This window comes from Streptomyces sp. NPDC006463, assembly GCF_042870715.1.
Classification (GTDB): Bacteria; Actinomycetota; Actinomycetes; order Streptomycetales; family Streptomycetaceae; genus Streptomyces.
Genome location: NZ_JBIAHP010000023.1, coordinates 125,558 through 144,344, shown reverse-complemented (window position 1 = coordinate 144,344; position 18,787 = coordinate 125,558). Strand labels below are relative to the sequence as shown.

At 73.0% G+C, this 18,787-nt stretch carries 15 protein-coding genes, 1 rRNA gene and 1 pseudogene; 14 read left to right on the top strand and 3 right to left on the bottom strand.

Annotated elements, in window-relative coordinates; all coding sequences use genetic code 11:
- From rrf to ACFYOB_RS32735, 3 genes and pseudogenes are all read left to right on the top strand, one after another.
- Positions 1-105, top strand: a 5S ribosomal RNA gene (rrf, locus tag ACFYOB_RS32745); the annotation flags it as partial.
- A 226-nt stretch (positions 106-331) separates the two neighbouring features.
- Positions 332-1,183 (top strand): annotated as a pseudogene (locus ACFYOB_RS32740) (hypothetical protein); the annotation flags it as partial.
- A gap of 624 nt (positions 1,184-1,807) precedes the next feature.
- Positions 1,808-2,647 (top strand): hypothetical protein, encoded by an 840-nt coding sequence (locus tag ACFYOB_RS32735; RefSeq protein ID WP_388566214.1) that lies wholly within the window; start codon positions 1,808-1,810, stop codon positions 2,645-2,647.
- Positions 2,648-2,714: 67 nt separating this feature from the next.
- Here ACFYOB_RS32735 and ACFYOB_RS32730 read toward each other — a convergent pair whose 3' ends face one another.
- A complete protein-coding gene (locus tag ACFYOB_RS32730; RefSeq protein ID WP_388566177.1) occupies positions 2,715-3,986 on the bottom strand; it encodes a DUF1015 family protein in 1,272 nt (423 codons plus the stop codon).
- A 115-nt stretch (positions 3,987-4,101) separates the two neighbouring features.
- Between ACFYOB_RS32730 and ACFYOB_RS32725 the strand changes: the two genes are divergently transcribed.
- From ACFYOB_RS32725 to ACFYOB_RS32710, 4 genes are all read left to right on the top strand, one after another.
- Complete coding sequence (locus ACFYOB_RS32725; protein ID WP_388566175.1) at positions 4,102-5,139, top strand: HAD-IIA family hydrolase; 1,038 nt, start codon at positions 4,102-4,104, stop codon at positions 5,137-5,139.
- Between the two features lie 72 nt (positions 5,140-5,211).
- Positions 5,212-6,258: a FecCD family ABC transporter permease gene (locus tag ACFYOB_RS32720; protein ID WP_388566173.1), complete on the top strand. Its 1,047-nt coding sequence runs from the start codon at positions 5,212-5,214 to the stop codon at positions 6,256-6,258.
- Positions 6,255-7,301, top strand: coding sequence for a FecCD family ABC transporter permease (locus ACFYOB_RS32715; RefSeq protein WP_388566171.1), 1,047 nt, complete (start codon positions 6,255-6,257; stop codon positions 7,299-7,301). Before ACFYOB_RS32720 ends, ACFYOB_RS32715 begins: the two co-directional genes overlap by 4 nt.
- 17 nt (positions 7,302-7,318) lie before the next feature.
- The gene (locus ACFYOB_RS32710) at positions 7,319-8,131 is read left to right on the top strand and encodes an ABC transporter ATP-binding protein (RefSeq protein WP_388566169.1); all 813 of its coding nucleotides are present in this window, start codon (positions 7,319-7,321) and stop codon (positions 8,129-8,131) included.
- 44 nt (positions 8,132-8,175) lie between these two features.
- Here ACFYOB_RS32710 and ACFYOB_RS32705 read toward each other — a convergent pair whose 3' ends face one another.
- Positions 8,176-8,523, bottom strand: coding sequence for an SCP2 sterol-binding domain-containing protein (locus ACFYOB_RS32705; protein WP_388566167.1), 348 nt, complete (start codon positions 8,521-8,523; stop codon positions 8,176-8,178).
- Positions 8,524-8,587: 64 nt separating this feature from the next.
- Between ACFYOB_RS32705 and ACFYOB_RS32700 the strand changes: the two genes are divergently transcribed.
- The 5 genes from ACFYOB_RS32700 (at position 8,588) to ACFYOB_RS32680 (ending at position 13,742) form a co-directional block, all read left to right on the top strand.
- Positions 8,588-8,839 carry a hypothetical protein gene (locus tag ACFYOB_RS32700; RefSeq protein ID WP_388566165.1) on the top strand — a complete coding sequence of 84 codons (252 nt, stop codon included), beginning with the start codon at positions 8,588-8,590 and terminating at the stop codon, positions 8,837-8,839.
- 7 nt (positions 8,840-8,846) lie between these two features.
- On the top strand, positions 8,847-9,662 hold the full coding sequence (locus ACFYOB_RS32695) for a TlyA family RNA methyltransferase (RefSeq protein ID WP_328924966.1): 816 nt from the start codon (positions 8,847-8,849) through the stop codon (positions 9,660-9,662).
- 53 nt (positions 9,663-9,715) lie between these two features.
- Positions 9,716-10,648 (top strand): NAD kinase, encoded by a 933-nt coding sequence (locus ACFYOB_RS32690; RefSeq protein WP_388566163.1) that lies wholly within the window; start codon positions 9,716-9,718, stop codon positions 10,646-10,648.
- A gap of 108 nt (positions 10,649-10,756) precedes the next feature.
- Positions 10,757-12,487: a DNA repair protein RecN gene (recN, locus tag ACFYOB_RS32685; protein ID WP_388566212.1), complete on the top strand. Its 1,731-nt coding sequence runs from the start codon at positions 10,757-10,759 to the stop codon at positions 12,485-12,487.
- A gap of 145 nt (positions 12,488-12,632) precedes the next feature.
- Complete coding sequence (locus tag ACFYOB_RS32680) at positions 12,633-13,742, top strand: glycosyltransferase family 4 protein (protein WP_388566161.1); 1,110 nt, start codon at positions 12,633-12,635, stop codon at positions 13,740-13,742.
- A gap of 65 nt (positions 13,743-13,807) precedes the next feature.
- Here the strand turns inward: ACFYOB_RS32680 and ACFYOB_RS32675 are convergent, their stop codons facing one another.
- Positions 13,808-15,427 carry a PucR family transcriptional regulator gene (locus ACFYOB_RS32675; protein ID WP_388566159.1) on the bottom strand — a complete coding sequence of 540 codons (1,620 nt, stop codon included), beginning with the start codon at positions 15,425-15,427 and terminating at the stop codon, positions 13,808-13,810.
- 181 nt (positions 15,428-15,608) lie between these two features.
- Here ACFYOB_RS32675 and ACFYOB_RS32670 point away from each other — a divergent pair, with 181 nt between their 5' ends.
- Positions 15,609-17,147 (top strand): APC family permease, encoded by a 1,539-nt coding sequence (locus ACFYOB_RS32670; RefSeq protein WP_388566157.1) that lies wholly within the window; start codon positions 15,609-15,611, stop codon positions 17,145-17,147.
- Between the two features lie 11 nt (positions 17,148-17,158).
- On the top strand, positions 17,159-18,784 hold the full coding sequence (locus ACFYOB_RS32665) for an FAD-dependent oxidoreductase (RefSeq protein ID WP_388566155.1): 1,626 nt from the start codon (positions 17,159-17,161) through the stop codon (positions 18,782-18,784).
- The last annotated feature ends 3 nt before the right edge of the window (positions 18,785-18,787 follow it).

The window sequence follows — 18,787 nt, the reverse complement described above, 5'->3', positions numbered from 1 at the left end:
AGCGTTAGGGAAACGCCCGGTTACATTCCGAACCCGGAAGCTAAGCCTTTCAGCGCCGATGGTACTGCAGGGGGGACCCTGTGGGAGAGTAGGACACCGCCGAACAATCTTTCAAAGGACCCTTGGTCCAGCGTTCAACGCTGGACCAAGGGTCCTTTTTGTTTTTGTACATCTTTACGCCGAAGCGCGGCCATGGGTTGGTTGCGCGAGAATGACTAGCGGTACCCCGAAGACAGGAGTCACACCCATGTCCAACTCTCCCGACGATCGTCCGGAGCGCGAGCCTCGGCGCAACGACGGCGGTGACAGGGGCGGCTACCGCGGGGGCCGTGACGACCGTGGCGGCGACCGTCCCCCGTTCCGTCGCGACGACCGTGGTGGTCGACCGGCCGGCGGTGGCGGTGGCGGCTTCCGGCGCGATGACCGCGGCGGGCGTCCCTCCGGTGGTGGCGGCGGTTTCCGTCGTGACGACCGTGGTGGCGACCGTCCGTCGTACCCGCGTCGCGACGACCGTGGTGACCGTCCCACGGGCGGTGGCGGCGGTTTCCGTCGTGACGACCGTGGTGGCGACCGTCCGTCGTACCCGCGTCGCGATGACCGTGGTGACCGTCCCGCGGGCGGTGGCGGCGGTTTCCGTCGTGACGACCGTGGTGGCGACCGTCCGTCGTACCCGCGTCGCGACGACCGTGGTGACCGTCCCACGGGTGGTGGCGGCGGTTTCCGTCGTGACGACCGTGGCGGCGACCGCCCGTCCTACCCGCGTCGCGATGACGAGCGTGGTGGATTCCGCGGCGGCCGTGACGACCGTGGTGGCGACCGTCCGTCGTACCCGCGTCGTGACGACCGTGGTGACCGTCCCTCCGGTGGTGGCGGCGGTTTCCGTCGTGACGACCGTGGTGGCGACCGTCCGTCGTACCCGCGTCGCGATGACCGTGGTGACCGTCCCTCCGGTGGTGGTGGCGGTTTCCGTCGTGACGACCGTGGTGGCGACCGTCCGTCGTACCCGCGTCGCGATGACCGTGGTGACCGTCCCTCCGGTGGTGGCGGCGGTTTCCGTCGTGACGACCGTGGTGGCGACCGTCCGTCGTACCCGCGTCGTGACGACCGTGGTGACCGTCCCACGGGTGGTGGCGGCGGGTTCCGTCGTGACGACCGTGGCGGCGACCGTCCGTCCTACCCCCGCCGTGACGACCGTGGCGGCGAGCGTCCCTCGTACCCGCGTCGCGACGACCGCGGTGGCGACCGTCCCTTCGGCGGTGGTGGCGGTTTCCGTCGTGACGACCGCGGTGGCGACCGTCCGTCCTACCCGCGTCGCGATGACCGTGGTGAGCGTCCGTCGTACCCGCGTCGTGATGACGACCGTGGCGGTTTCCGTCGTGACGACCGCGGTGGCGAGCGTCCCTCGTACCCGCGTCGCGATGACCGTGGTGAGCGTCCGTCGTACCCGCGTCGTGATGACGACCGTGGCGGTTTCCGTCGTGACGACCGCGGTGGGGACCGTCCGTCCTACCCGCGTCGTGACGACCGTGGTGACCGTCCCTCCGGTGGTGGCGGCGGTTTCCGTCGTGACGACCGTGGTGGCGACCGTCCGTCCTACCCCCGCCGTGACGACCGCGGTGGCGACCGTGGCGGGTTCCGTGGTGGCCGTGACGATCGCGGTGGCGACCGTGGCGGCTACCGTGGCCGCGATGACCGCGGCGGCGACCGCGACTTCCGCGCGGACCGTGACCGGGACCCGGTCAAGCGGCTTCCGATCGACGAGGACGTCACCGGCCTCGAGATCGACGCCGATGTCCGCCAGGAGCTGCTGAGCCTGCCCAAGGGCCTGGCCGAGGAAGTCTCGAAGAACCTGGTCATGGTCGCGCGCCTGATCGACGAGGACCCCGAGCAGGCGTACGCGTACTCGCGCATCGCCCTGCGGCTGGCCTCCCGCGTCGCCGCCGTCCGCGAGGCCGCCGGCTTCGCCGCGTACGCCACGCAGAAGTACAGCGAGGCGCTCGCGGAGTTCCGTGCCGCCAAGCGCATGACCGGCTCCGTCGAGCTGTGGCCCGTCATGGCCGACTGCGAGCGCGGCCTCGGCCGTCCGGAGCGGGCGCTGGCGATGGCCGGCGAGCCCGAGGTGCAGAAGCTGGACAAGGCCGGCCAGGTCGAGATGCGGCTGGTCGCCGCCGGTGCCCGGCGGGACCAGGGCCAGCTCGAAGCCGCCATCGTGACCCTGCAGAGCCCGGAGCTGGCCTCCAGCTCCGTCCAGCCGTGGACCGCGCGCCTGCGGTACGCCTACGCCGACGCCCTGCTGGCGGCCGGTCGTGAGGACGAGGCGCGCGAGTGGTTCGGCAAGACCCTCGAAGCGGACAAGGACGGGGCCACCGACGCCTCCGACCGCCTCGCCGAACTCGACGGTGTCGAGTTCGTCGACGCCGCCGTCGACATCGCCGACGACGTGGACGACGACGAGGATGACCAGGACGCGGCCGAGGTCGCCGCGGCCGAGCGCGCCTCCGACGTCGCCGAGTACTACGACGAAGACGACGATGAGTACGAGCCGCTGGAGCAGTCCGAGGCCGACCTCGACGTCACCGACGAGATCGTCATCGTCGAGGACGAGGACGTCGCCGACGAGCGCGCGGCGGGCCGCGACAACGCCTGAGGCGTGGTGAAGTGAGGAAGGGCGGTACCCCGGTCGGGGTACCGCCCTTCCTCATGTCCGGGGCGTGTCAGGCCAGGCCGCGCAGCACCAGGCCGGTGGCCGGTTTCGGGCCGAAGGACGTGGACTTGCGGGGCATCGTGACGCCCTGGCGGGCCAGGTCCCGTACGACTTCCTCCCGTACGGGATGCAGCAGGACCGCGGTGCCCCCGTGGCGCTCGGCCATCTCCACGGTGGCGGCGGCGTCGTGGATGTACGTGATCTGGTCGGGGGCGTCCGGGACGTGCCACACGGCGTCGAGCAGGGTGGCGTGCAGGACCGTGGCGTCCAGCCGGCGCCAGGCCTCGGGGCGGTCGCGGCGCACCGTGCTCTCCAGGAGCGCCAGATCCGGGTCGGAGACCAGGTAGAAGGTGCCGTCGCCGGTGAGGAGGAAGGCGTTGCCCCGCTCCGCGGCGTCCGCGAGGACCTCCAGAGCCAGCGGGAGCGGCCCCTCGACCTCGCGGACCCGGAACCGGCCCTCCAGGGCGGCGAGCGCGTCCGCCACCGGGAGGCGGCGCAGCATCCGGTGGATGGCGCGGACCTGGAGCGGGTAGCGGGCGGTGTCCACGAGGAGGACCAGGCCGAAGTCCCACTCCGTGGGGGAGCCGTGCTCCTCCTGGAGGCGCAGGTACGTCGCCCAGCGGTGGTGGCCGTCGGCGATGAGGGCCTGGCGATGGCTGAGATCAGCCGTCACGGTCGAGAGTTCGGCCGGGTCCGTGATGGCCCAGAGGCGGTGCTGGAAGCCGTCCTCGGTGGTCGTCGACAGGAGGGGCGTGCGCTGGGCCGTCCGCTCGACGACGGCCGCCGCGCCCGCGCCGGGGTCGTCGCCGCGGTAGGTGAGGAGGAGGGGTTCGAGATTGGCGGAGGTGGCTCGCATCAGACCGGCCCGGTCGGTGACCACGTCCGGCATGACGTCCTCGTGGGGCAGGACGATGCCGGCGTCGGCGGTGGACAGGGCGAGCGCGCCGATGATGCCGCGCTGGAGCAGGCCCGGCCGGCGCTGCTCGTACACGTAGAGCGAGGGCTCCGGGTCGGCGCTGAGGATGCCCTCGGCCAGCCAGTCGTGCAGGGTGCGCGCGGCCTGCTCGTTGCGCGCGGCGGCGGTGCCGGCCTGCGGAAGGATCAGGCGGACGATGTTGTGCGGGTCGGCGGATTCGAGGTGGTCGACTCCGTCCGGGCGGACGACCACGTCGTACGGCGGCGAGGTGACGGCGGCGAGGCTGCCGACACGCTCGGGGACATAGCGCAGGCCATGGAACGGGATCAGGCGCAGTCCATGGTCCGCGGTGCCAGATGTGGTCATTGGTGCATGGTAAGACCCGTCTCGCCATGCAGGATGATCGGGGGAGTACGGAATCGGACATGATCGATCTCCCCCCAGCTACCGCTGGGAGGGGCCCGTAGGAGGAGCGACAAGGATGACCCGGCAGACCAGGACCAGTCCCGCGGCCAGTGAGCAGAGTCTGCACCAGGCGTACGACACCGCCCTGCTGGATCTCGACGGTGTCGTGTACGCGGGCGGGCACGCCATCGCGCACGCCGTCGACTCGCTCGCCGCGGCCCGCGCCGACGGGATGCACCTCGCGTACGTCACGAACAACGCGCTGCGGACCCCGGACGCCGTCGCGGAGCACCTGGGCGAGCTGGGCATCCCGACCGAGGCGGCCGAGGTGATCACCTCGGCGCAGGCGGTGGCCCGGCTGATCGCGGAGCAGGTGGAGCCGGCGGCGAAGGTGCTGGTGATCGGCGGGGAGGGGCTGCGGGTCGCGTTGCGCGAGCGCGGGCTGGTGCCGGTGGATTCGGCCGACGAGGAGGGGCTCGCGGCCGTCGTGCAGGGCTACGGGGGTCCGGACCTGACGTGGGGCCGCTTCGCGGAGGCCTCGTACGCGATCAACCGCGGGGTGCCGTGGTACGCCTCCAACACCGACCTGACGATCCCGGGGGCGCGCGGGATCGCGCCGGGCAACGGGGCCGCGGTGGAGGTCGTACGGATCGCGACGGGCGCGGAACCGCAGGTGGCGGGCAAGCCGTTGCCCCCGATGCACCGGGAGACCGTACTGCGGACCGGGGCGGAGCGGCCGCTGGTGGTGGGGGACCGGCTGGACACCGACATCGAGGGCGCCTTCAACGGAGAGGTGGACTCGCTGCTCGTGCTGACCGGGGTGACGGACGCGAGGCAGCTGGTGCGGGCCGAGCCCAGGCACCGGCCGACGTACGTGGACCGGGACCTGCGGGGGCTGTTGACGGGTCAGCCCGAGGTGGAGCCGGCCGAGGGCGGATTCAGCTGCGGCGGATGGACCGCGGTCGCGTTGAACGCCGGCGTGCTGGAGCTGCGCGGGGAGGGCGGTGACCCGATCGACGGGCTGCGGGCGCTGTGCGCGGCGGCCTGGACGGCGGCCGGGGACGGGGTCTGCACGCTCGACGCGGAGAAGGCGCTGGCCAGGCTCGGCCTGTAGGGGTGCGGCGGGGTGGCGGCCCGGCACGTTCGGATGATCCACGCGGGTGGAGGGTAGGCTAACCTAACTTCTGTGTTGGTCGAGAGTCCCCCCGAACAGAGCGCGGCGCCGGTCGCCGCCGTCCGTCCGCGCCACGGCGTGCGCGCCGCCGGTCTGCTGGGCGCCCTGGCGGTGCTCGCGCTGATCGCCGTGCTGAGCGTCGCCGTGGGCGCCAAGCAGATGCCCCTCGACGAGGTCTGGCACGGCCTGTTCGAGTACTCGGGGACGCCCTCCGACGTGGTGGTACGGGACCTGCGGGTGCCGCGCACGCTCCTCGGGCTGCTGGTCGGGCTCGGCCTCGGCTTGTCCGGGGCGGTCATGCAGGCGCTGACCCGTAACCCGCTGGCCGAGCCCGGCATCCTCGGCGTCAACGCCGGGGCCGCGGCCGCCGTCGTCTCCGCGATCAGCTTCTTCGGCGCGAGCTCCCTGAGCGAGTTCGTGTGGTGGGCCTTCCTCGGCGCCGCCGTCGTCTCGGTCGTCGTCTACGTCCTGGGCGGCAGCCGCAGTGCCACGCCGGTACGCCTCGCGCTCGCGGGCACTGCGGCCAGCGCGGCCCTGGTCGGCTACATCAACGCCGTACAGCTGATGGACAGCAAGGCGCTGGACAAGCTGCGCTTCTGGACGGTGGGGTCGCTGGCCTCGGCGAACATGGACACCGTCCGGCAGGTCGCCCCCTTCCTGCTGGCCGGCGCGGTGCTCGCGCTGTTGTTGGGCCGCCCGCTCAACGCGATGGCCATGGGCGACGACACCGCGCGGGCGCTCGGCGCCAACCTGACGCGGACCCGGATCGCCGCGATGGTCGCCATCACCCTGCTGTGCGGTGCGGCGACCGCCGCCTGCGGGCCCATCGTCTTCATCGGGCTGATGATCCCGCACCTCGTACGGGCGTTCACCGGGCCGGACATGCGCTGGGTGCTCGCGTACTCCGCAGTCCTGTCCCCGGTGCTGCTGCTCGGCGCCGACGTCGTCGGGCGGGTCGTGACCCGGCCCGCCGAGCTCCAGGTCGGCATCGTCACCGCGCTCATCGGCGGCCCCGTCTTCATCTACCTCGTTCGGCGCAAGAGGATGGCCCAGCTGTGACCGTGACCGCCAAAGCCCGTCGGCTGAACCTTCCCGGCGGGATCTCGCTGCGGGTCGAGCGGCGCGCCCTGGCCGTCGGGGCGCTGCTCGCCTTCGTGGCGCTCGCGCTGGCCGTCCTGCTCATCGGCACCGGGGACTTCCCGATCGCGCCGTGGGACGTCGTACAGACCCTGCTGGGCAACGGCACCCCCGCCGACGACTTCATCGTCAACGACCTGCGGCTGCCGCGGGTGCTGGTCGCCCTGCTGGTCGGTGCGGCCCTCGGGATGGCCGGGGCCGTCTTCCAGTCCGTCTCGCGCAATCCGCTGGGCTCCCCGGACCTGCTCGGCTTCGGCTACGGCTCGGCGGTGGGCGCGCTCGTCGTCATCATCCTGTTCAAGGGCGGCGCCACCGAGGTGGCCGTAGGCGCGCTGGTCGGCGGCGTGCTGGCCGGCCTCGCCGTCTACCTGCTGGCGTACAGGCGGGGGATCCAGGGCTACCGGCTGGTGCTGGTCGGCATCGGTGCCTCCGCCATGCTCATCGCGGTGATCCAGTACCTGATCACGAAGGCCCAGATGACCGAGGCCACCCGCGCGATGGTCTGGCTGACCGGTTCGCTGGCGGGCCGGGACTGGGCGCAGGTGTGGCCGCTGCTCGCGCTGTGCGCGGTGCTCTTCCCGCTGGTCCTCGTGCAGGGCAGGGCCCTGCGGATGATGGAGATGGGCGACGACGCCGCGTACGCCCTCGGGGTACGGGTGGAGCGCACGCGGCTGCTGCTGATGCTCGCGGCCATCCTGCTCACCACCGCGGCGAGCGCCGCGGCGGGGCCGATCAGCTTCGTCGCGCTGGCCGCCCCGCAGCTGGCCCGGCGGCTGACCCGCTCGCCCGGGGGGAGCCTGCTGACCGCCGCCCTGATGGGCTCGGTGCTGCTGCTGGTGTCCGACTGGGCCTCGCAGCGGGCCTTCGGCGCCGACCAGCTGCCGGTGGGTGTGGTGACCGGGCTCGTCGGCGGTGTCTATCTGCTCTGGCTGCTCGTCACCGAGCGCAAGGCAGGACGTATATGAACCTCAGGAGTGACCAAGTGCAGCGGCTCACCGCGCAGAACGTGACCCTCGGCTACGACCAGCGGGTCATCGCCGAGAACCTGTCGGTGGAGATCCCCGACAACTCCTTCACCGTGATCGTCGGCCCCAACGCCTGCGGCAAGTCCACGCTGCTGCGTGCCCTGTCGCGGATGCTGAAGCCGTCGACCGGGCGGGTGCTGCTGGACGGGCAGGCCATCGGGTCGATGCCGGCGAAGAAGGTCGCCAAGACCCTGGGCCTGCTCCCGCAGTCCTCGATCGCGCCGGACGGCATCACGGTGGCCGACCTGGTCTCGCGCGGCCGGTACCCGCACCAGGGGCTGCTGCGGCAGTGGTCGGCCCAGGACGAGCGGATCGTCGGGGAGTCGATGGCCTCGACGGGGGTCGCGGAACTCGCCGACCGGGCGGTGGACGAGCTGTCGGGCGGGCAGCGGCAGCGCGTGTGGATCGCGATGGCGCTGGCGCAGCAGACCCCGCTGCTGCTGCTCGACGAGCCGACGACCTATCTGGACATCCAGCACCAGATCGACGTGCTGGACCTGTGCGCGGAGCTCCACGAGGAGCAGGGGCGGACGCTGGTCGCGGTGCTGCACGACCTGAACCACGCGGCCCGGTACGCGACGCATCTGATCGCGATGCGGGGCGGGAAGGTCGTCGCGGAAGGGCCGCCGGAGGCGGTGGTCACCGCGGAGCTGGTGGAGGAGGTGTTCGGGCTGCGGTGTCAGGTGATCTCCGATCCGGAGACGGGGACGCCGCTGGTGATTCCGGCGGCGCGCAGGTCCCGTACCGGGGATCGGGCCGCCGCCGGGTAGCGGGCGCGGGTCCGCTTCCCGGTGCTGATTCGAAGGGCCTTCGCCTAGAGCAGGCTCTTCAGGCGCAGGAGGTCGCGGAAGCCGGCCTCCAGTTTGACGCGTCCCGAGGCCCAGGCCTTCGCGAACTTCAGGTCGCCCGCGACCAGGGCGACCAGGTCGTCGCCGGTCATCGCGAGCCGGATCTCGGCCTTCACGGCGGGCGGGCCGGCGACGAGGGCGTCCACCCGGATCCGGCCGTCTTCCAGGCGGCCGGTGAAAGTCCGGTCCAGGTCAGTGATGTGGCAGCTCAGGGAGCGGTCGAACGCGGCCGCGCTGCGCACGCCGCCTTCGGCCCGCGCCAGGTTGCCGGAGAGTTGGTCGAGTGCTTCGCGGCACTCCTCGATCGTAGCCATCGTGATCACGACCGTACCGCAGAGCCGTGCGTGGTCGAAGGGCGCTTCGGGGTAGCGTCGGGGCATGAGCGACGAAGCTGCCGAAGCCCTGGGCCGAGCCGCCGCCGGACCCGCCGGGCCCGCGGCGCTGGGCGTCGTACGCACGCCCACCGGTCACGACGGCGTGGACGCGCACCTGGCGCGGCTGGCGGACGCCGACGACCTCACGGCGGACGGACACCTCGCGGTGTACGAGGATGTCCACAGGGGGCTGCGCGAGGCGCTGACGGCGCTGGACGCACCGCCCGTCCCCGGTCCGTACGAAAACAGGAGCTGAACCGAACGTGGCAGGAGTGGCACGCCGCCGCCTGGACGCCGAACTGGTACGCCGCAGCATGGCCCGCTCGCGCGAGCACGCCGCGCAGCTGATCGCCGCGGGCCGGGTGACCGTGGGCGGCACCACCGCGACCAAGGCCGCCACCCAGGTGGAGACCAGTGCGGCGCTGGTGGTCCTCAAGGACGACAGTGATCCCGATTACGTCTCGCGGGGCGGCCACAAGCTGGCCGGCGCGCTCGCCGCGTTCCGGCCGCAGGGGCTGGTCGTCGAGGGCCGTCGGGCGCTGGACGCGGGAGCCTCGACCGGCGGGTTCACCGACGTGCTGCTGCGCGCGGGCGTGGCCCACGTCGTGGCCGTCGACGTCGGCTACGGGCAGCTCGCCTGGTCGCTGCAGAGCGACGACCGGGTCACCGTGAAGGACCGGACGAACGTCCGCGAGCTGACGGTCGAGCAGATCGACGGCATCGCGGCCGACCTCGTCGTCGGCGACCTGTCCTTCATCTCGATCGGCCTGGTGCTGCCGGCACTGGTGCGGTGCACGGCGCCGGACGCGGACCTGGTGCTGATGGTCAAGCCGCAGTTCGAGGTCGGCAAGGACAGGCTGGGGAGCGGCGGTGTGGTGCGCAGCCCGGAGCTGCGGGCGGAGGCGGTGCGCGAGGTCGCGGCGCAGGCGGCGAAGCTGGGTCTAGGCGTTCTCGGTGTGACCGCGAGTCCGCTGCCGGGGCCGTCGGGGAACGTCGAGTACTTTCTGTGGCTGCGGGCGGGGGCACCGGCACTCGACCCGGCGGATGTTGACCGTGCAGTGGCGGAGGGGCCGCAGTGACAGATTCATCAGCTACATCGGGTTCAGAGGGTTCGGAAGGTTCGGAAGGTTCGGTGCGCTCGGGGGGGCCGGCGGGTTCGACGGGTTCGGTGGTGGGGCGGACCGTGTTCCTCCTCGCGCACACCGGGCGGCCGGCGGCCATCCGCAGTGCCGAGCTGGTCGTGAAGGGCCTGCTGCGGTGCGGGCTGGGCGTACGGGTCTTCGCGCACGAGGCAGCCGACCTGCCGCTGCCGCGCGAGGTGGAGCTCGTCACCGAGTCCACCCCGGGGGTGCTCGACGGCTGTGAGCTGCTGATCGTGCTGGGAGGGGACGGGACCCTGCTGCGGGGTGCGGAGTTCGCGCGGGCCTCGGGTGTGCCGATGCTGGGCGTCAACCTCGGGCGGGTGGGGTTCCTCGCCGAGGCCGAGCGCGACGACCTGGACAAGGTCGTGGACCGGGTGGTGACGCGCGAGTACGAAGTCGAGGAGCGGATGACCCTCGATGTGATCGTGCGCACGAACGGCGACGTGGTCCACCAGGACTGGGCGCTGAACGAAGCCGCGGTCCAGAAGGTGTCCCCGGAGCGGATGCTGGAGGTGGTCCTGGAGATCGACGGGCGCCCGGTGTCGGGCTTCGGCTGTGACGGGATCGTCTGCGCGACCCCGACGGGCTCGACGGCGTACGCCTTCTCCGCGGGCGGGCCGGTGGTCTGGCCGGAGGTGGAAGCGCTGCTGATGGTGCCGATCAGCGCGCACGCGCTGTTCGCGAAGCCGCTGGTGACCTCGCCGGACTCGGTGCTGGCGGTGGAGGTGCAGACCGGGACCCCGCACGGGGTGCTGTGGTGCGACGGCCGGCGGATGCTGGAGCTGCCGGCCGGGGCCCGGGTGGAGGTCCGGCGCGGGGCGGTGCCCGTACGGCTCGCCCGGCTGCACCACGCGTCCTTCACGGACCGGCTCGTCGCGAAGTTCGCGCTGCCGGTGTCGGGATGGCGCGGGGCGCCGCACTGAGAGATGTCCCCCCTGTGCCTAAATAGCACATCCGTTCGAGAAACTCTGGACGGGTGACGTCGCATGGCACCGGTGAAACCTCGGTATCGTCGTCCCGTGCTTGAGGAGATGCGGATACGGTCGCTCGGGGTCATCGACGACGCGGTGGTCGAGCTGTCGCCCGGTTTCACCGCGGTGACCGGCGAGACCGGCGCGGGCAAGACGATGGTCGTCACCAGCCTCGGGCTGCTGCTCGGCGGGCGCGCCGACCCGGCCCTGGTGCGGATCGGGGCCAAGGCCGCGGTCGTCGAGGGCCGCATCGTCATGCGCCCCGACGCCCCCGCGGCCGTACGCGCCGAGGAGGCGGGAGCCGAGCTCGACGACGGCGCCCTGCTGATCAGCCGGACGGTGTCCGCCGAGGGCCGCTCGCGTGCCCACGTCGGCGGCCGCTCCGTGCCCGTCGGCCTGCTCGGCGAGCTCGCGGACGACCTGGTCGCCGTACACGGGCAGACCGACCAGCAGGGACTGCTGCGGCCGGCCCGGCAGCGCCAGGCCCTCGACCGGTACGCCGGGGACGCCGTGGCCGTCCCGCTGGAGAAGTACGGCTCGGCCTACCGCAGGCTCCGCGCGGTCGCCGTCGAGCTGGACGAGATCACCACCCGGGCCCGGGAGCGGGCCCAGGAGGCCGACCTGCTGCGCTTCGGGCTGGACGAGATCGCGGCCGTGGAACCGGTGGCCGGCGAGGACACCGAGCTGGCGGCGGAGGCGGAGCGGCTCGGGCACGCCGAGTCGCTGGCCTCGGCGGCGCAGGTGGCACACGCCGCGCTCGCCGGCAATCCGGAGGACCCGGAGGGCATCGACGCCAACACCCTCGTCGCGGGCGCACACCGGGCCCTGGAGTCCGTACGCTCGCACGACCCGGCGCTCGGCGCGCTCGCCGAGCGGATCGGCGAGCTGGGCATCCTGCTGGGTGACGTGGCCGGGGAGCTCGCGGGCTACGCCGACGACCTCGACGCCGATCCGCTGCGGCTGGCGGCGGTGGAGGAACGGCGGGCGGCCCTGACCCAGCTGACGCGCAAGTACGGCAGCGAAGGCACCGTGGACGCGGTGCTGCAGTGGGCCGAGCAGGGCGCGGCGCGGCTGCTGGAACTGGACGGTGACGACGAGCGGATCACCGAGCTGACCGCCGAGCGGGACGGACTGCGCTCCGAACTGTCGGCGCTGGCCCAGGCCCTGACGGACGCGCGGGTGGAGGCGGCGACCCGGTTCGCCTCGGCCGTGACGCAGGAGCTGGCCTCGCTGGCGATGCCGCACGCACGGGTGACCATCGACATCCGGCAGACCGAGGACCCCGACGGGGTGGATGTGGACGGCCGCGCGGTCGCCTACGGCCCTTCGGGCACGGACGAGGTCGAACTGCTGCTCGCCCCGCACCCGGGAGCCCAGCCGCGGCCGATCGCCAAGGGCGCCTCGGGCGGTGAGCTGTCCCGGGTGATGCTGGCCGTGGAGGTCGTCTTCGCGGGCTCCGACCCGGTGCCCACGTACCTCTTCGACGAGGTCGACGCGGGCGTCGGCGGCAAGGCGGCCGTGGAAGTGGGCCGGCGGCTCGCCAAACTCGCCAAGTCGGCGCAGGTCGTCGTCGTCACGCACCTGCCGCAGGTGGCCGCCTTCGCGGACCGGCAGCTGCTCGTCGAGAAGACCAACGACGGCTCCGTGACGCGCAGCGGGGTCACCGTCCTGGAGGGCGAGGACCGCATCCGCGAACTGTCGCGCATGCTGGCGGGCCACGAGGACTCGGTCTCGGCGCGGGCGCACGCCGAGGAACTCCTCGCGGCGGCGCGCGCGGACGCGTCAAAGTGACGCCCCGATAACCCGTGTGGGTGAGGCTTGGGGGCGTCCTGCGGTATCTCCCCCGGGATCCGTACCCGTATGGGCCCGGAACGCGCGTGCGGACTGGCATCCTGGGCGACGTCTCTGACTCCCCCTCACCCTGGAGCTTCGGCCCGTGAGCAGCTCCCCGGTCTCCGCGTCCGTCCCGGCCCAGCCGTACGGGCGGCCGCCCCTGCGCACCGTCCAAGTGCTCGGCGGCGGTGCGGGGGCGGGCAGCAGCGCGCACGTGCGCTCGCTCACGACCGGGCTCGCCGCCCGCGGCGTACGGGTCACGGTGTGCGCGTCCGTCGAGGCGGAGGGGGAGTACGACTTCACGGGCGCGGGCGCGCAGTTCGCGCCCGACGCGGCGAGCGCACTGCGGGCCGCCTGCGCCGGAGCCGATGTCGTGCACGCGCACGGGGTACGGGCGGGCATGCGGGCCGCGCTGGCCCTGCGGGGGCGCCGGGTACCGCTGGTGGTGAGCTGGCACGGCGACGGCCCGGCCGCCGCCGGTGCGCTCGGGCGGCTGAGCCGGATCCTGGAACGGCGCGTGGCGCGGGCCGCAGCGGTGGTGCTCGGGGCCTCCTCGGGTCAGGTGGACCTCGCGCGGCTGCGCGGCGCCAGGGACGCGCGGCTGGCGCCGGTGGCCGTGCCGGCGGCCGTGCCGGGGACCGATCCCGGCAAGGTGCAGGCTGAACTCGGGGTGGTGGAGAGGCCGCTGCTGATCGCGGTCGGAAGCCTGGTGGCGCACCGCGGGTACTCCGTACTGCTCGACGCGGCGCGGGAGTGGCGGACGCTGGATCCCCTGCCGTTGCTGGTGATCGCGGGGGAGGGGCCGCTACGGGCCGAGCTGTCCCGGCGGATCGAGGCCGAGGGGCTCCCGGTACGGCTGCTGGGGCGGCGCCGGGACGCGGCGCAGCTGCTGGCGGCGGCGGACGTGGCGGTGCTGCCGAGCCGGTGGGAGGAGCGGCCCCTGCTGGCGCAGGAGGCGCTGCGGGTGGGGGTCCCGCTGGTCGCCACGGCGGTGGGGGTCGTACCGGAGCTGGTGGGGGAGGGCGCGGTGCTGGTTCCCGACGGGGACGCGGGGGCGCTGGCGGCGGCCGTGCGCGGGCTGCTGGCGGACCCGGAGCGGCGGGCGGAGCTGGCCGCCGCCGGCCGGGCCCAGGCCGCGACGTGGCCGTCGGAGGACGACACGGTGGCGCAGGTGCTGTCCGTCTACGACGAGCTGATGGAGCGCCGCCGGTAGCAGCCGTACGGGCGCGGCGCCGCCGACCTGGCGGCGGTGGCGCGAGCGCGGCCCCGCCCGGCGCGTCAGGAAGGAACGTGGCGGCGGGCGCGGAGGGCCAGGCTGAGGGAGAGGACCGTTTCCGGGTCGTCCAGGTCCGTGCCAAGGAGTTCCGAGATGCGCGCCAGGCGGTTGTACAGGGTCTGGCGGTTCAGGTGGAGTTCACGGGCCGTCTCGGCCTTGCGGCCGGCGTGGGCCAGGTACGTCTCCAGGGTGGGCAGGAGAGGCGGGCGGGACGTCGTGTCGTGGGTGCGCAGCGGGCCGATCGCCCGGTCCACGAACGCGGCCAGGTCGGGGTGTTCGCGCAGCCGCCACAGCAGCAGGTCGATGTCCAGGCGGCGGGCGTCGTACCAGGGGCGGGCCGGCAGGCCGTGGGCCGCCGTGGCGGTCTCCGCCGCGTGCCGCAGACCCGCTGAGGCCGCCGCCCAGCCGCCCGCGACCCCGACGACCACGGCCGGCGGGGCGGAGGCGCGGTCCAGCCCGGCCCGCTCCACACCCGCCCGCAGCGCGGCCGAGACCCGGTCCGCCACCGCCGTACGTTCCGATTCGGCGCGCAGGGACACCAGGAGGGGGACGCGGCCCTCCACCGGGCGGACGCCCAGCAGGACGGGGACCCCGACGGACGACAGCTCCTCCAGCACCGCGCGGGCCAGGACCGCCCAGTTGCCCGACGGGCTCAGTTCCGAGGACAGCCGCATGACGACCGGCAGCAGCGGGCCCGCGCCCGGCTTGAAGCCCAGCACACGGGCCTGCGCCGGGGCGTCCTCCGCCGGGATGCGGCCCTCGGCGAGGTCCGTGAGGAAGTCGCCGCGGCCACGCGCCGCCAGCTCCTCCTCCTGCCGCGCCTGCATCAGGACCACGGCCAGCACGCCCGCCGTGCGTTCGGCCGCCATCCGGTGCACCGGGAGCAGCGGGCCCGAGACCCCGACCAGGACCACCCGGGCCCGGACCGAGCCCGTGCCGTGGCCCCCGCCCGGTACGTCGACCACCACGGTGTTCGCCGACGGCTCGGCCTCGCGCTGGCCCCGCAGGCCCTCCCACACCTGGAGCGGGTCGGCGCCCGCGTCCCCGCCCGAGCTTCCGGCCGCGTACAGCAACTGCCCGTCGGGGGTCTCCAGGAAGACCGGATTGCCCGTGAAGTCGGCCAGGATCCGCAGCACCTGCGGGATGCCGCCGCCGCCCAACAGGGCCTCCGTACACCTGCGGTGGACCTCCTCCGCCCGCTGGAGCAGCGCGTAGTGGTGGTTGACGATCTCGGTGTGGACCTCCTCCGTGACGGTGACGAAGGGGACCTCCCGGTGGAGCTGGACCAGCGGCAGGCCCGCCGTGCGCGCGGTCTCCACGATCGTCGCCGGCAGCCGGGTGAAGCGCGGGCCCAGCTCGACCACCAGCGCGGCGATCCCCCGGTCCGCGAGGCGGCGTACGAAGGCACGCTGTTCGGCGGGGCGGGTGCCGAGGCCCAGCCCCGTGGTCAGCAGCAACTCGCCGCCCTTGAGCAGCGAGGCGATGTTCGGTACCTCGCCCGCGTGCACCCAGCGGACGGTCCGGCCCAGGCGGTCGGCGCAGGCCACCACCTCCGGCAGTCCGCTGCGCAGCCCCGGCAGCTCCAATGCCCGCTGAACCGTGATCCCGCCCTGGTTGTCCATATCGCGGGACGCTACCGGCAGGCCCGTTACGAGCACATCACCTCCCGGTTGCGGACGGACTTGTGTCCCCGTCCGGCCCGACAACTCGTCGCCCCGACAAGGAGATTATCGGACCACGTGCCGATTGTGGTGTGCGTCACGCGGAGCGAGAGTGGGCGCCCTCCACACGGAAGAGGGCGCCATGAGTGCAGACATCACCGGAGGGTCGCCGCAGACCCCCGCACCCCCGCAGGTCCAGCGTCTGAAGGCCAACTCGGTCGGGCTGGTCGGCGTCGTGTTCATGGCCGTCGCCACCGCCGCGCCGATCACCGCCATGACCGGCAACCTGCCCATCGCCGTCGGGTTCGGAAACGGCGTCGGAGCCCCGGCCGGATACCTCTTCGCGACGGTCGTGCTCACGGTCTTCGCGGTCGGCTACGTGGCGATGGCCAAGCGGATCACGGCCGCCGGCGCCTTCTACGGGTACATCTCGCACGGCCTCGGCCGCATCGCCGGCATGGCGTCCGGGATGCTCGCCGTCCTCGCCTACATCGTCTTCGAGGCCTCGATCGTCGGCGTCTTCTCGTACTTCGCCAAGACCACCGTCGAAGACCAGCTCGGCGTCGACCTGCCGTGGGTGCTGTACGCGGCCGGGATGCTCGCCGTCACCGCAGCCCTCGCCCACTTCGACATCAACCTCACCGCCAAGGCGCTGGGCGTCATGCTGGTCGCCGAGATCGCCGTGCTGTTCGCCGTCGCCACCGCGGTCCTGGTCGCGGGCGGCGGTCCGGACGGGATCCCGGTCGAGCCCGTCAATCCGAAGAACGCCTTCACCGGCACCTCCGCCGGACTCGGGCTCTTCTTCGCCTTCTGGTCCTGGGTCGGCTTCGAGTCCACCGCCATGTACGGGGAGGAGTCCCGCGACCCCAAGCGGGTCATCCCCAAGGCCACCCTCATCTCCGTGGTCGGCGTCGGCCTCTTCTACATCTACGTGTCCTGGATGACCATCGCGGGCAACGGCCTGGCCAAGTCCGTCGAGCTGTCCGCCTCCACCAGCCCGCTCGACCTGTTCTTCGCCCCCACCCAGACCTTCATCGGCGCCTGGGCGGTCGACGCCTTCCAATGGCTGCTGCTCACCGGCTCGTTCGCCTGCGGCATGGCCTTCCACCAGTGCGCCGCCCGCTACCTCTACGCCATCGGCCGCGAGGGCTTCCTCTCCCCGAAGCTCGGCCGCACCCACCCCGGGCACGGCTCGCCCTACATCGCCTCCGTCGTGCAGACGGCCATCGCCACCGCCCTCGTCGCCGGATTCTGGCTCACCGGGCAGGACCCGTACCTGCACCTGTACACACTGCTCGCGATCCTCGGCACCATGGCGATCCTGATCGTCCAGACGCTCTGTTCCTTCGCCGTCATCGGGTACTTCCGCAAGAACCACCCGCAGGACCGGCACTGGTTCAAGACCATGACCGCGCCGCTGCTCGGCGGTGTCGGGATGACCGCGGTCGTCGTGCTGCTGGTGCTCAACATGGAGACCGCCGCGGGCGCCGCGGCCGGCTCGCTGTTCTTCAAGCTCATCCCGTGGATCGTCGGCGCCGTCTTCCTCGGCGGCCTCGGCCTCGGCCTCTGGCTCAAGGCCAAGGCCCCCGCGCGCTACGAGATCATCGGCCGGATCGTCCTGGAGGACGCCGCCGAGCGCCAGGACGCCCCGTCCCCGTCCACCGCCGCCGCGAACGTCTGAGGAGCACCGCCATGGCCCGTACGCCCGTGATGCACGCCCTGCGGCAGTTCGCCGCCGAGCACGCCGCCGCCCGCCGCCTCGGCCTGCCCGCCGCCGAGGTCCGCGGCTCCACCCGCCGCGAACTCATCGGCCGCGCCGCCGCCCTCGGCCTCGGCAGCGCCCTCGCCTCCTCCGGGGCCGCGTACGCCGCCGAGCCCGTACCCGCCAAGAAGCCCGTGGGCCCGGCCCGCGTCGCCGTGGTCGGCGCGGGCATCTCCGGCCTGACCGCCGCCCTCACCCTGAAGGACGCCGGGGTCCCCTGCACCCTGTACGAGGCCAACCCCGGCCGCGTCGGCGGCCGTATGTGGTCCCAGCGCGACCACTGGGCGTACGGGCAGACCTCCGAGATCGGCGGCGAGCTGATCGACACCAGCCACAAGAAGATCCTGGAACTCTGCCGCCGCTTCGGCCTGCCCACCGAGGACTTCCTCGGCGGCGGACCCAACGGGGCCGAGGAGGTGCTCCGGTTCAACGGGGAGTACTACTCCCGCACCCAGGCCGACGAGGACTTCAAGGCCGTCTACCAGGCGCTGCACCGCGACCTCCAGGACGCCGGGGAGGTCTCCTGGAACACCACCACCCCCACCGGCACCGCCCTCGACAACATGACCCTGTACGAGTGGATCGAGACCCGGATACCCGGCGGCCACGGCTCGCAGCTCGGCCGCTTCATCGACGTGGCCTACAACGTCGAGTACGGCGCGGACACCGATCAGCAGTCCGCCCTCGCCCTGGTCCTCCTGATGGGCTATCAGCCCAACCCCGGCAACTTCAACGTCTGGGGCCTGTCCAACGAGCGCTACCACATCACCGGTGGCAACGACCGGCTGCCGAACGCCATCGCCGCCGCGCTGCCCGCCGGCACCCTGGTGATGGGCCGCGAGCTGGTCGCCGTACGCGCGGGCGCCGACGGCACCCAGACCCTCACCTTCGACGACTCCGGCGCGACACGGACCGTCGTCGCCGACCACACGATCCTGTGCCTGCCGCTGCCGGTCCTCCAGCGCATCGACACCTCCGGCGCCGGCTTCGACCCGCTCATGCGCAACCTGCTCAGGGACGCGCGGATGGGCTACTGCACCAAGCTCAACATGCAGTTCACCGCCCGCCCCTGGCGCGGCACCGGCCCCTGGCCGGGCGTCTCCGCGGGCGACTGCTTCACGGACTCCGCCGTCCAGCAGACCTGGGACACCACCAAGGTGCAGCCCGGCACCGGCGGGATCCTGCTCCAGTACGGCGGCGGCACCCTGGCCGGGGCGCTCACCCCCGCGACCCCCTTCGCCACCGAGACCGATCCGTACGTCCGCGACCTCGCGGGCCGCGTGCTGACCGGCGTCGACTCCTTCTTCCCTGGCACCAAGGCGGTCTGGAACGGGCGGGCCCAGCTCTCCGCGTGGCACCGCAACCCGTACTCCCTGGGCGCCTACTCGTACTGGCCCACCGGCTACCTGCACCGCTACGCCAAGTACGAAGGCACCGCGCAGGGCAACATCCACATCGGCGGCGAGCACTGCAGCTACGACTTCCAGGGCTTCATGGAGGGCGGCGCCACCGAGGGGGAGCGCGCGGCGCGCGAGGTGATCGCCGCCCTGGCCTGACCC

Coding starts and splice junctions, on each gene's coding strand:
- ACFYOB_RS32730 (WP_388566177.1), bottom strand. CDS start 3,986: ATGACCACATCTGGCACCGCGGACCATGGACTGCGCCTGATCCCGTTC.
- ACFYOB_RS32700 (WP_388566165.1), top strand. CDS start 8,588: ATGAGCGACGAAGCTGCCGAAGCCCTGGGCCGAGCCGCCGCCGGACCC.
- ACFYOB_RS32675 (WP_388566159.1), bottom strand. CDS start 15,427: ATGGACAACCAGGGCGGGATCACGGTTCAGCGGGCATTGGAGCTGCCG.
- recN (WP_388566212.1), top strand. CDS start 10,757: ATGCGGATACGGTCGCTCGGGGTCATCGACGACGCGGTGGTCGAGCTG.
- ACFYOB_RS32705 (WP_388566167.1), bottom strand. CDS start 8,523: ATGGCTACGATCGAGGAGTGCCGCGAAGCACTCGACCAACTCTCCGGC.
- ACFYOB_RS32725 (WP_388566175.1), top strand. CDS start 4,102: ATGACCCGGCAGACCAGGACCAGTCCCGCGGCCAGTGAGCAGAGTCTG.
- ACFYOB_RS32665 (WP_388566155.1), top strand. CDS start 17,159: ATGGCCCGTACGCCCGTGATGCACGCCCTGCGGCAGTTCGCCGCCGAG.
- ACFYOB_RS32670 (WP_388566157.1), top strand. CDS start 15,609: ATGAGTGCAGACATCACCGGAGGGTCGCCGCAGACCCCCGCACCCCCG.